Consider the following 11,376-nt stretch of genomic DNA (forward strand, 5'->3'; position numbering starts at 1 on the left):
TTATTCCGCCGAAATCAAAATCGTGACAGGCTCAGCTACTTTTCCGGTCGAAAAGGAACCTGATATACCTGACGATGTTGAGCCGATTTTTTCTATCCCACTCTGGGAACGAATGGTGTAGTTCAATCCGCTCACCGCTTTCCCATCGGAAGTTTTAAATTCAAAAACACGATTGAATATTCCGGGAATAATCACAGGCAACGGCGGTACAAACGGCGCCGGCGAATGCGAGTTCCCGATAATCACCGTCCCGGACCCAGCCGTAACTTTGTTGCCATGAGCACCCACTGAGCCCGCGGTCGCCGCTGGTTTACCGTTAATCAAAACAGTCGTCGCAAGATCGCCAACCATCGCACCACCACACGCCGAGGCATCGCCTTGGCGGGCGGCCGCGAGGCCGTCGAAGAACACGTCGCCGGAACCGGCGGCGATCGGGTTGGTGCCGTGACCGGGGAGCGGGCAAGCGGTGGGGTCGGATACGCGTGCTGCGGGTTTGCCGGACATCGGAGTCTCCTTAATTGACCTTTACTTGACCGCTGCCATCCAGGCGCGCGGCGAAACTGACCTGGCGCTTGAAACCATCAACTTCCAGCAGGCCTTCGATGCTGAAGGACAGGCGAAGCTGATCGTTGTCACGCGGCAGGGAGATGACACGCACATTGCTTAGGCGTGGCTCGTAGGCTTCGATGAAATTTTCGATGGCCAAACGGGCCTGACTCAGGGAGTCGTGCAGGCTCAGGCGCATGTCATTGAGATCGGGTAGCCCGTAATCGGACAGCGTTTGCACGCTGCCCGCACGGGTGCTGAGCATCTTGGCCAGATGGGCAGCCACGGACGCCATGGCGGAGACCTCGCGGCTCCAGCCGACGCGCTTGTCTGCGTCGCCACCCAGGCGTTCGAAAAGGCTGCCGTATCCAGTCATGAGTCAGGCTCCGCTTACTCTTTGTCCAGCTTGCCAACCAGCGACAGGGTGAAATCGGCACCCATGTACTTGAAGTGCGGGCGCACGTTCAGGCTGACGCGGTACCAGCCCGGCTCGCCTTCAACATCGCTGACGATGATCTGGGCGGCGCGCAGTGGACGACGGCCACGGACTTCGGCGCTCGGGTTTTCCTGGTCGGCCACGTACTGGCGGATCCACTTGTTGAGTTCCAGCTCGAGATCGGTACGTTCTTTCCACGAACCGAGTTGCTCGCGCTGCAGCACTTTCAAGTAGTGAGCCAGGCGGTTGACGATCATCATGTACGGCAGTTGGGTGCCGAGCTTGTAGTTCAGCTCTGCAGCCTTGCCTTCAGCGCTGATGCCAAAGAACTTCGGCTTCTGCACCGAGCTTGCGGAGAAGAACGCCGCGTTGTCGGAGCCTTTGCGCATGGTCAGGGAGATGAAGCCTTCCTCGGCCAGTTCGTATTCACGACGGTCGCTAACCAATACTTCGGTCGGAATCTTGGTTTCGATTTCGCCCATGCTTTCGAAGTGGTGCAACGGCAGGTCTTCAACCGCGCCACCGCTCTGCGGGCCGATGATGTTCGGGCACCAGCGGAATTTGGCGAAGCTGTCGGTCAGCTTGGTGCCGAACGCGTAGGCCGTGTTGCCCCACAGGTAGTGCTCGTGGCTGTTGGCGACGGTTTCTTTGTACACGAACGATTTGACCGGGTTTTCTTCCGGGTCGTACGGGTTACGCAGCAGGAAACGCGGCACGGTCAGGCCCACGTAACGGGAGTCTTCCGACTGGCGGAAGCTCTGCCATTTGGCGAATTGCGGGCCTTCGAAGTGATCTTTCAGATCTTTGAGGTCCGGCAGGCCGGTGAAGCTTTCCAGGCCGAAGAATTTCGGGCCGGCGGCAGCAATGAACGGCGCGTGGGACATGCAGGCTACGCTGGACACGTACTGCATCAGTTTCACGTCCGGCGAGCTTGGGGACATGTAGTAGTTGGCGATGATCGCGCCCACCGGCTGACCACCGAACTGGCCGTATTCAGCGGTGTAGATGTGCTTGTACAGGCCCGACTGCATCACTTCCGGCGAATCTTCGAAATCGTCCAGCAGGTCGTCCTTGGAGACGTTGAGGATTTCGATCTTGATGTTTTCGCGGAAGTTGGTGCGGTCGACCAACAACTGCAGGCCACGCCACGACGATTCCAGGGACTGGAAGTCCGGGTGGTGGAGGATTTCATCCATCTGACGGCTGAGCTTGGCATCGATCTCGGCGATCATGCGGTCGACCATGGCCTTCTTGACCGGCTCACCGTTGTTCTGCGGCTTGAGCAGCTCTTCGATGAACGCCGACACACCGCGTTTGGCGATGTCGTAGGCTTCGTCGTCCGGGGTCAGGCGGGTTTCGGCGATGATGCTGTCGAGAATGCTGTATTCGCCGTTCTCGTTGCTCTTTTGCTGTGCTGCGCTAGTGCTCATTGTGTTGGCTTCCTTGGCTGATGGGGGCTCAGGCGTCCTGGGCTGCGGCGTTCAGGCCCAGCTCACCCAGTACGCGACCGCGGGATTCGTCGTCGGCGAGCACGCCTTCGATGGCTTTGCGGAACGCAGGCGCGTTACCCAGCGGGCCTTTGAGGGCCACCAGCGCGTCGCGCAGTTCCATCAGTTTTTTCAGCTCGGGCACTTGCTCGACCAGCGAGGCCGGGTTGAAGTCCTTCATCGAGTTGACGCGCAGTTTCACGGCCAGTTCTTCAGTGTCGCTTTCTTCCTGAAGACGGTTCGGCACGCTCAATGTCAGGCTCAGCTCTTGCTTGGCCAGCACTTCGTCGAAGGTCATCTTGTCGATGCTGATCGGCTTGCGATCTTCGATTTTGCGTTCGTCCTTGCGGTGGGTGTAGTCACCGATTGCCAGTAGTTTCAGCGGCAGTTCAATCTCTTCCTGAGCACCGCCGGTGGCGGGTTTGAAGGTGACGTTGATGCGTTCCTTGGGGGCTACCGAGCCTTCTTTGGCCATGGCTTTTCTCCTTGCGGTTGTGGCCCGGGGGCCTATTCGAGTACCACTTCGAGATCGAGGTGGCACAGCCTGCGATAAATCTCTTCCTTGCGTTCACGCACTGCATGGTTCTGCGGTAACAACTCGCAGCAGCTATGCAGCAAATGCAGCACTTCCAGCGCAAGATCGGGCTCCCAGGCGTGCAGGCCTGAGTCCTGTAATGTTTGGTCGAGGGTTTCAAGTTGGGTCTTGGCCAGTTCGTATTTCTTGGCCATGAAACACAGCCGCGCGAGGGCGAACTGCCAGAAAAATCGGACCCGCCCGCCGTGGGCACTTTGCAAGCCCTGCTTGAGAATCTGCACGGCGGCCTTGAGACCGTCCTTGCGCAGAACCGGCAAGACTTCTTCAAGGGCCAGTTCCCAGGCCGGCTGGGTATCGGCGACTTCGACCTTGCGCGGCGCACTGGCGCTTTGCAGGTGCGGCATGACATGGGCGCCGATCCAGGCGCGGGTGGCCGGATCGGCGAACGGCGCGCCGTCATGGAAACGCAATTCGATGATGCCGGGCAGGCGCTGAACCAAAAGCGCGAAGTGGATTTCCACTTCGCGCATCGCCATCTCGGCGTTCAGTCCCTGGAGGCATTCCCAGACTATTCGCTGGCCATCGAACCAGAACGGCGCCTTCGCCAGGCTCGCCTCCAGCTCTACCAGCAGATCTGCGTATTTCCCCTGGTCGTAGCGGTCCTGATAGGCCTTGAGTTTGTCCGCCGGCAAGCCACGCAGAACGGTGATCTGCTCGGCGTTACGCTCGGGCACCGCGTCGATCGGCAGCCACAGCAGCGTGCGATTGAGGCGCAGGGCGCGCAGATCGGTGGCTTTCTGCTTGAGCCACCAGGCACACAACGGACGAGCAGTTTCCTGCTGGGCACGTAGGGCCTTGTGGGCTTCTTTTTCGTTGTCGATCGGTGCGCCGGGGGTGAACAGCTGGGTCGCGGCCTGCTTGACCTGAGCCACCGCGGCCCCCACCACACCGGGCTCCGGCTGATTGTCGGCGGCGCGCTGGACCATGTTTTTCAAGCGACGGGAAATCGGCAGCAGCAACGGCGCGTCGTCGCCCAAATGCTCGGTGCACGCGGCGTCGAGCCCTTCCAGATGCTCGACCAGACGGCGGAACAGCGGCAACTGCTCTTTGATCGCGACGTTTTCGTTCAGCACCTGCTCAAGACGCGGCACCAACCAGCTGATGGCTGCGGCGCGGGTGCGGGCCTTGTTCGGATGAACCTCGGCCCAGTGATTTTCACAGAGGTGGTGCAGCAAACCGAGGCCGGCCAGCAACCCCGGGAAGGATTCACGCTGGTACAGCGCCCAGGTCAACCAGGCGCCGACACGTAAATCCTTGGATTGCGTGCGCAGCAGGTTTTCACTGTTTTCGCGGATTTTCAGCCAGTCGATCTGACCGCTTTCGTGCATGGACGAGGCTTTACCCAGCTCACTTTCCAACGCCTCATATTCGCTCGAAAAGCGAACGTCCTCACCCGCGAAATTCTCTTTTGAAACAGAGGCTTTTGCGAGTTCAAGGTAATGAGCGGAAAGTTTGCTTGAGTAGGACATCCGTGACCTTTAATTAGAATTACAGTCATGCGGCCATTGGAGTTGAAATGGCGCCGGACAGTATCAAAGAGCTGCGATGAGTCTCATCCAATTGAGTTCGCGCTCTTTCAAGGCGCGCATCCTAATCACAATGATGGCCATTTGCAAGCACCCGATTAAACAATAAAACTGCGTCTTTTTTGTTGCTGTAGGAGATCACCCTATAGGGGACAGGGGATCCCCTGATGCCGGTTTTGACCTCCCCACCTTCGACGCATCACCCCCGCAACCATTGAGCCAGAGCGGTTTATCAACCCCGCCAATAATCACAGGACATTCACACCCTGAAACGGAACCCAGCATGACAAAAATAAAACATAAAAAATGTAGGAGCTTTCCTAAAAGTTACAGTCATCCATGGACATAGCGATAACTGACAATAAGCAACATGGCGTGACATCAAAATGATGGCACTCTGTGTTTCACCCATTTTTCTACAAATACCTACTCAGTTCGCCTCAAACTTCTTACAGAAGTATCGAAAGCCATTCACACATTGCTGCCGCAACATTCTGAAATGCGGAAAACTCTGACGTACTTTCTGGACGAGTCCGACATTCATTCTTTTTCTCTGTTGTTAGCGTGCTGGACAGTTTGCGTTTGCTCACGCCGGGCATGGCTTGGGCACCGCGATTTGTCTCCTCTTTCGGCTCAAGGACGAGCCACGGAAAGCAAAAGGATAAGCGCATGTTCGCCCCGGCCAATGCTGCTCATTTCACGTTGTTGATCCCAACGGTTCGCAACGATTTCAAAGTGCTGGGTTTTGGAGGCACTGAAGCCATTAGCACCTTGTATTCGATCCAGATCGAGCTGGTTAGCGAATACCCTGACTTCGATCTGGAAAGCTTGCTCAGCCAGCCGGCGTTTCTCCAGTTCGGTCTCAATGGCGAAGGCATTCATGGCCGTATCGAAGATGCGCTCGTCGGTGAAGCCGGTAAACGCCTGACCCGTTATCACCTGACCCTGGTGCCCGCGCTTTACTACTTGCAGTTCAGCCACAACCAACGGATTTTTCAGCACCTGACGGTGCCGCAAATCATCGCTCAGGTTCTCGAAGGGCATGGCATTCAGGCCGATGCGTTCACCTTTAACATCGGAACGAATCACGAGCGCGAGTACTGCACTCAATACGGGGAAAGTGATTTTGAGTTCATTCAGCGGCTGTGCGCCGAGGATGGCATCGCCTGGCACCACCAGCATTCCCGGGAAGGCCACCTGTTGGTGTTCACCGACGACCAGACCTTCTTCCCCACGCTGGGCGAAACCCCTTATCAGCAAGACTCCGGCCTGGTGGCGGAGCATTCGGTGGTCAGCCAGTTCTCCCTGCGCTTCAGCACCCGCCCCAGCACGACCACCCGCCGACACTACGACCTGAAACGCCCGAGTCTGTTGCTGGAAAGTTGCTTCACAGCCGAGTTCACTCCTGAGCTTGAAGACTATCGCTACCCGCTGTTTTTCGAGAGCGAAAAACGCGGTACACAGCTCGCCCGGCAGGCGCTGGAACGGCACCGAACCGATTACCAATTGACCGAAGGCGAAAGCGACCAGCCGACCCTGCGTAGCGGTCATTTCTTTAGCCTGACGCAACACCCACGCGAAACCTACAACGATCTATGGCTGTTGCTCAGTGTCACTCACGCTGGAAAACAACCCCAGGTGCTTGAAGAGTCAGTTACCAGCGCTACCGAACCTGAGGACGGTTTTACCCAGGGCTACCGCAACCGCTTCAGCGCGATTCCCTGGGATGTGTTTTATCGGCCGCCGCTGCCTGTGCGAAAACCTGTGCTGGTCTGTCAGACCGCGCGTGTCACTGGGCCTGTCGGCGAAGAGATTTACTGCGATGAATATGGTCGCGTCAAAGTCGAGTTCCACTGGGACCGGGCCGAGCGCAACAGTGAACACAGCAGTTGCTGGCTACGGGTAGCGTCCAGCTGGGCGGGGGAAGGTTTCGGCGCGGTGACCATTCCGCGCATCGGCATGGAAGTCGTGGTTACCTATCTGGAAGGCAATCCCGACCATCCCCTCATTACCGGATGCGTGCCGAACAAGGTCACGTCCGTACCCTATCCATTGCCCGAGAACAAAACCAAAACCGTGCTGCGTAGCCACAGCTCCCCCAGCTCGGGTGGTTACAACGAACTGTCGATTGAAGACCGCGCCGGGCAGGAGTTGATCTACCTGCGTGCCCAGCGCGATCTGGACCAGAAGGTCGTAAATGATAGTCGGCTGGAGGTGGGTAATGAGCATCGAGTCACCATCAAGGGCGACCGTATTACGGTGCTGGGGGCTGAAGAACACCTCACAATCATGTCGGATCGCAAGACCCAGGTTAACGCCAACGACTGCCTGCATGTCGCTGGCGACAGCCACACAAGAGTCGATGAAACGCTGGTTATCGAAGCCGGTGAGCACCTACACATCAAGGCCGGCGCACACCTTGTGATAGATGCGGGTGAGAGCCTTTCTATAAAAGGTCGGCGATCGGCACATCGTGCTCAATGCCGACGGTATTTTCAGTAGTAGCGCGATTGAGGTTGGCGGTTCTCCAAAGCCGGGTACGGCTGCATATACATTACTGCAGGGGGCTGTGGCGGGCTTGTTGGTATCCGTCGCGCCTGAGCCTTCGCCATCGGAAGTGAATGAATCGGATGAGCTGGAGGAAGAGGAGGAAGAAGTCGAAGAGGAAGGGATTACTTTGCGGATAGGGGTGTTTTTTGATGGCACCGGGAATAACCGATCCAACAGTGAGATGGTTGCTGGGTGCTATGCGCGGGATGTAAATCTGGTGGAGGAGGCTGAGGATATTCGGCAGTTTTGTCAGGCGAATGGGTATGACGGATTGGGGAGTACTCCGGAGAGTAGCTATGGGAATGATACGAGTAATGTGGCGAAGCTGTATGAGCTGTACACCAATGACAGTGAGCGGCTATTGGCTGATGACGAAACCATAGGGTACATCCCCGTTTATCTGGATGGCATCGGTACTAGCAGTGGTGGAAAGGATTCACCTTTTTCACTAGCAACCGGCGTGGGTGCACACGGTGTATTGGCAAGAGTTAAGCAAAGTCCTTCACTCATTCTTGAAGGGATAGAAAGGTTTCAACGAATGAATCCAGACCGAAAAGTTGAGCGTGTTGAATTCGATATTTTCGGCTTCAGTAGGGGGGCCGCAGCTGCGCGGCATTTTGCCAATGAAGTACAGAAAGGAGAGAAGAGTCCATTGGCGGCACTGCTACCAGCCAATGCGACGTTGTTTACCGAGGACTTTTCCTGGCGAACCAACACCGATGTATCCATCAACTTTATCGGCATTTTCGACACCGCTGCCGCAGTAGGCAGCCTGGCTGACGGCGACTTTAGCGTCCACGACGCCAACAACCCCGGTGTTAACTTGTATCTAGCACCCGATGTGGCAAAAAAGGTCGTGCATTTGGTGGCGCGGGACGAACGCCGCCACAACTTCTCACTCAACAGCGCTGGTGCTGCTGACATCGTGCTGCCTGGCGTTCACTCTGACTTAGGTGGCGGATATCTTCCGAACATCATTGAACGAGTTCTGCTGAGCAAGCCGCGCTGCAGCCGCGACATGGAAATTTACGTGCCTTCCACAGCGTCAACCGCCTATCGTTGGGCTCAGCAAGAGCTTGGACGCCTTCAGGACCAGCTCAATTTGTATGGGCTGACACTGGAGGTGAAAACCTGGGCGGTGGAGATGACAAGCAACGCAAAAGGCGACAGATCCAAATCGAAAAATGTCTATGCAGCGGTCCACAGCGAGCGGACTGTGCGCAACGATCTGGCCTTGATTTACCTGCGCATCATGCGTGAGTTGGCAGCGAGAAATGATGTGCCTTTTCGCGTTATCAACGATAAAGATCAAACGTTAGCTTTACCCGGGGAGCTCCAAACCATCGCGCAAAAACTGATGACTTATGCGCTGGGCGAAACTCGCAGTCCGGGCTTGAGCGTGTTCGAGGAGGAGTTGCTCTATCAACGTTTCATCCACCTGTCTGCGAAATGGAATGCTGCCAAAGGCTGGAACAACAGCGACCTGAACATCGTATTTATCGATCGACCCGCCGAAAACGATAAACGCGTGGTGCATCCCAATGCGTAAGCGCTCATCCCTGCTTAAGACCGGCCTTGCACTGCTATTTGTGTTGTTGGGAGGATGTGCCTCTGTCGAGAGCAGGTCACTACCCTATGACGCGTGGAGCCTCAATTTTTTTGCGCCCGACTATATGGAAGTCTGGATCGAAACAGCCGATGTCGTTGATATCAACGACCGTTTGTTCCGGGGTGCGGGTAGCGGAATTCCCGCGACTGGTTATCCCCGAGGGCTAAGTAAAGGTATACCGGCTCACTTCAAGGGCGATGCAAAAGGATGGTTTAAAGATCCAGGAGGAAAAGGTCGATATGTAACGGGTGCTGACCTGCCTCGTTTGATCTATGTACGCTGGCAGTCCATAGCAGAACCGCAGACCTACGAGGCCTACATCGAGATCCCCCAATTTGCGCGGAACACCATGCTTAAAGACGAAAAAGCTTTTTGCGGTGCGGTAGGCAAATGGAAAACCGATTATCGAAAGCTGCTGATAGTCGGCCTGGCGCCAGGAGGAGTCGCCAAGGTGTGGTTGGGTGGGCCCTGCCTTCAGTCAACCGAAGTCACCCGTGTCCAAGGCACGATCAGTCCAGAAGGCCCATACAGGGGTCAGTCAGGCGGCACCTATTACCCCCTTTCGGAGGAGTCCAAAGCCTACATCGACAAATTCGGCATTCCATATGGAAGTTGGTAGGGTGCATTTGTTGGTGGAGCGAGAGTTGGATCATCTGGATGAACCCGAGATGGCGGCGATTTTCGCCAAGCAACAAAGCAAAGTCGGCTAACTCGCCAAGTAGCAAGCAACCCCGATTGGCGTATTCCTCCCCATCGGGTTTTTTCTCGTCACGGTGCCCAGCACACAGCTGGGGACACAAAAACCAACACAGTTATCTTCCCTGTTTCCGGAACACATGTAGGACGCGTCCGGTTTGGTCTCCTTGGGCTTGAAGTACCTCTCTGCCTCGGTACTTTGCACAAGCACACTCAATGTTGAGTGGGTGCGGCACACGCTCAAAGCAGGGCGCGCTTATAAACAGGGAGTTCAATCAGATCATGGCTACTCGACACAATAAAAAATGGACCGTGGCATTTGGGTGCTATTCGGTCGCCATGTTTACACTCGTAGCTAGCGCCTCTGTTCGGGCTGAATTTTGCCGCTATGGTCGCTGCGAATTCGGTCCCCTTGATTACTCGGCAACAACTGGATATGGGTTGTTCTTCACAACGGTCGGGCCGTTTGTTTCGACGTCGGATGCCACCAAGGATGGCCTCTCCAAACACTACGTCCAGGCGTTGAAGGACGATGCCGCCGCTTATATCGCTACCGACGGCGATCTTGATGGCCCCATGCTCGAATCTGCATGGCGCGCGCACTTGGAGCAGCACGCTGATCTTCAGCCAAGCAAGAAAGAGTTTGCCCACTTGGTATTAGCTTCCTATGGATGAACAACCAAGTTTCTCCAATTCGGGCTTAACGGCGAAGGTATTCATGGCCGAATAGAAAACGTGGTCGCGAGTGAATCTGGAATACGCCTGACCCGTTATCACTTGACCCTGATGCCTGTGCTGCACTACTTGCAATCCAGTCACGATCATCGGATTTTCCAGAATCTGACGGTGCCGCAAATCAAGGAGAGCACATACGATGGCGGCGCATAGCGCCAAGGTGTAGCCAGTACAGATCATTCCCACGCAGAGCATGGGAATGATCGAGACCTACAAAAACTCAATCAAGCATTCGGGCAAGGCACTGGTGCCCAGTCGCCCAGGTCCGGGTTCTTGCACATGCTGTTGACTTGAGTGGTGCCTGCGCTGGCGACCTGTTTGCTTTCAGCCTGTTTGGCTTGTGCGGTCTGCAGGGTTTTCTCGGTGGTGACCGCTTCTTTCGGCACGGTTGGCAGCACCGGTTTTTTCGCCGGTTTCACCGCTTTTTTGCTCTTGGTCGGTGTCACGACTGGCGTGGTGTCGGCGGTTGCCACGGTGACCACGTCAGTGCGCTGCACGCCGACTTGCTGCAGGTCTTTTTCGTAGGCCTGGGTGTAGTTGTTCAGGTCTTCGCTGGCTTTACCGTTCACCGCGACGATCAGATCGTTGGACTCTTTGAGGCCTGCGACGATTTCTGCCAGGCGCTTGCGGCCTTCGGTGTCGTTGACGGTTTTAGCCTTGCGGTCGGCGACCAGTTTGGTAAACGCGTTCTGGTAGCACTGCTGCGAAGTCTTGGCGTACGCGGTGCTGCGGTCGATGTCGGCGGCACTTTTGTTGACGTCGGAGGCGTAGGACGCGATGCGCTGGTTGTCATCGGCGATCTGCTTCTGGCGCTCGGTGTAGTAACCGGCCGCGCCGCCCGCCAGGGCACCGCCCGCGGCACCGATGGCGGCGTTGCGGCCACGGTTCTCGGAATCGACCAGGGCGCCCAGCAGTGCACCGCCAACTGCACCGACGGCGGCGCCGGTGACGACCGACTTGGTCATGTTCGAATCAGTGGCACGCAGGTGCTGCACTGGCTCGTAGCAGTTTGGGTAGTACTCGACCTTGGTGCTCGAGGCGACCTTGGAGGTCGGCGACGTGGCGCAACCGGTCAGTACGGTGCTGAAGCCAACGGCCATCAGCAGCAAGTGACGCTTGGAAAGCGAAGCAAAAGGTTTACGGGAGGAAAGCATAGTTGTGTTCTCTTTTAAGTTTGACCAGCTCAGCACGGCCCA

Annotated in this window: 8 protein-coding genes and 2 pseudogenes; 4 read left to right on the top strand and 6 right to left on the bottom strand. The window is 56.5% G+C overall.

Features of this window, described 5'->3' with window-relative positions; all coding sequences use genetic code 11:
• The 5 genes from KW837_RS10345 to tssA are packed head-to-tail and all read right to left on the bottom strand — an operon-like array spanning position 1 to position 4,533.
• Positions 1 to 504: a PAAR domain-containing protein gene (locus KW837_RS10345; protein WP_218395513.1), complete on the bottom strand. Its 504-nt coding sequence runs from the start codon at positions 502 to 504 to the stop codon at positions 1 to 3.
• Positions 505 to 514: 10 nt separating this feature from the next.
• Positions 515 to 922 (bottom strand): type VI secretion system baseplate subunit TssE, encoded by a 408-nt coding sequence (gene tssE / locus KW837_RS10350; protein WP_007894554.1) that lies wholly within the window; start codon positions 920 to 922, stop codon positions 515 to 517.
• A 14-nt stretch (positions 923 to 936) separates the two neighbouring features.
• Positions 937 to 2,412 (bottom strand): type VI secretion system contractile sheath large subunit, encoded by a 1,476-nt coding sequence (gene tssC, locus KW837_RS10355; protein ID WP_019580436.1) that lies wholly within the window; start codon positions 2,410 to 2,412, stop codon positions 937 to 939.
• Positions 2,413 to 2,440: 28 nt separating this feature from the next.
• Positions 2,441 to 2,944 carry a type VI secretion system contractile sheath small subunit gene (tssB, locus tag KW837_RS10360; RefSeq protein WP_007894548.1) on the bottom strand — a complete coding sequence of 168 codons (504 nt, stop codon included), beginning with the start codon at positions 2,942 to 2,944 and terminating at the stop codon, positions 2,441 to 2,443.
• A 32-nt stretch (positions 2,945 to 2,976) separates the two neighbouring features.
• A complete protein-coding gene (gene tssA / locus KW837_RS10365) occupies positions 2,977 to 4,533 on the bottom strand; it encodes a type VI secretion system protein TssA (RefSeq protein WP_218395515.1) in 1,557 nt (518 codons plus the stop codon).
• Positions 4,534 to 5,259: 726 nt separating this feature from the next.
• Here tssA and tssI point away from each other — a divergent pair.
• The 4 genes and pseudogenes from tssI to KW837_RS10385 form a co-directional block, all read left to right on the top strand.
• A pseudogene (tssI, locus tag KW837_RS10370) lies at positions 5,260 to 8,689 on the top strand (type VI secretion system tip protein TssI/VgrG).
• Positions 8,682 to 9,368 carry a DUF2931 family protein gene (locus tag KW837_RS10375; RefSeq protein WP_218395517.1) on the top strand — a complete coding sequence of 229 codons (687 nt, stop codon included), beginning with the start codon at positions 8,682 to 8,684 and terminating at the stop codon, positions 9,366 to 9,368. Before tssI ends, KW837_RS10375 begins: the two are co-directional and overlap by 8 nt.
• Positions 9,369 to 9,727: 359 nt before the next feature.
• Complete coding sequence (locus KW837_RS10380; protein ID WP_218395518.1) at positions 9,728 to 10,120, top strand: DUF2388 domain-containing protein; 393 nt, start codon at positions 9,728 to 9,730, stop codon at positions 10,118 to 10,120.
• Between the two features lie 9 nt (positions 10,121 to 10,129).
• A pseudogene (locus KW837_RS10385) lies at positions 10,130 to 10,303 on the top strand (contractile injection system protein, VgrG/Pvc8 family); the annotation flags it as partial.
• A 101-nt stretch (positions 10,304 to 10,404) separates the two neighbouring features.
• On the opposite strand, the gene tagQ reads toward KW837_RS10385, so the two are convergent.
• Positions 10,405 to 11,334 carry a type VI secretion system-associated lipoprotein TagQ gene (gene tagQ, locus KW837_RS10390; RefSeq protein WP_218395520.1) on the bottom strand — a complete coding sequence of 310 codons (930 nt, stop codon included), beginning with the start codon at positions 11,332 to 11,334 and terminating at the stop codon, positions 10,405 to 10,407.
• Positions 11,335 to 11,376 lie beyond the last annotated feature (42 nt).

The sequence above is a fragment of the Pseudomonas sp. PDM24 genome, from assembly GCF_019218905.1.
Taxonomy (GTDB): domain Bacteria; phylum Pseudomonadota; class Gammaproteobacteria; order Pseudomonadales; family Pseudomonadaceae; genus Aquipseudomonas.

Excerpts from the sequence above, each read along its gene's own strand:
- KW837_RS10345 (WP_218395513.1), bottom strand. The coding sequence starts at position 504 with ATGTCCGGCAAACCCGCAGCACGCGTATCCGACCCCACCGCTTGCCCG.
- tssE (WP_007894554.1), bottom strand. The coding sequence starts at position 922 with ATGACTGGATACGGCAGCCTTTTCGAACGCCTGGGTGGCGACGCAGAC.
- tssC (WP_019580436.1), bottom strand. The coding sequence starts at position 2,412 with ATGAGCACTAGCGCAGCACAGCAAAAGAGCAACGAGAACGGCGAATAC.
- tssB (WP_007894548.1), bottom strand. The coding sequence starts at position 2,944 with ATGGCCAAAGAAGGCTCGGTAGCCCCCAAGGAACGCATCAACGTCACC.
- tssA (WP_218395515.1), bottom strand. The coding sequence starts at position 4,533 with ATGTCCTACTCAAGCAAACTTTCCGCTCATTACCTTGAACTCGCAAAA.
- KW837_RS10375 (WP_218395517.1), top strand. The coding sequence starts at position 8,682 with ATGCGTAAGCGCTCATCCCTGCTTAAGACCGGCCTTGCACTGCTATTT.
- KW837_RS10380 (WP_218395518.1), top strand. The coding sequence starts at position 9,728 with ATGGCTACTCGACACAATAAAAAATGGACCGTGGCATTTGGGTGCTAT.
- tagQ (WP_218395520.1), bottom strand. The coding sequence starts at position 11,334 with ATGCTTTCCTCCCGTAAACCTTTTGCTTCGCTTTCCAAGCGTCACTTG.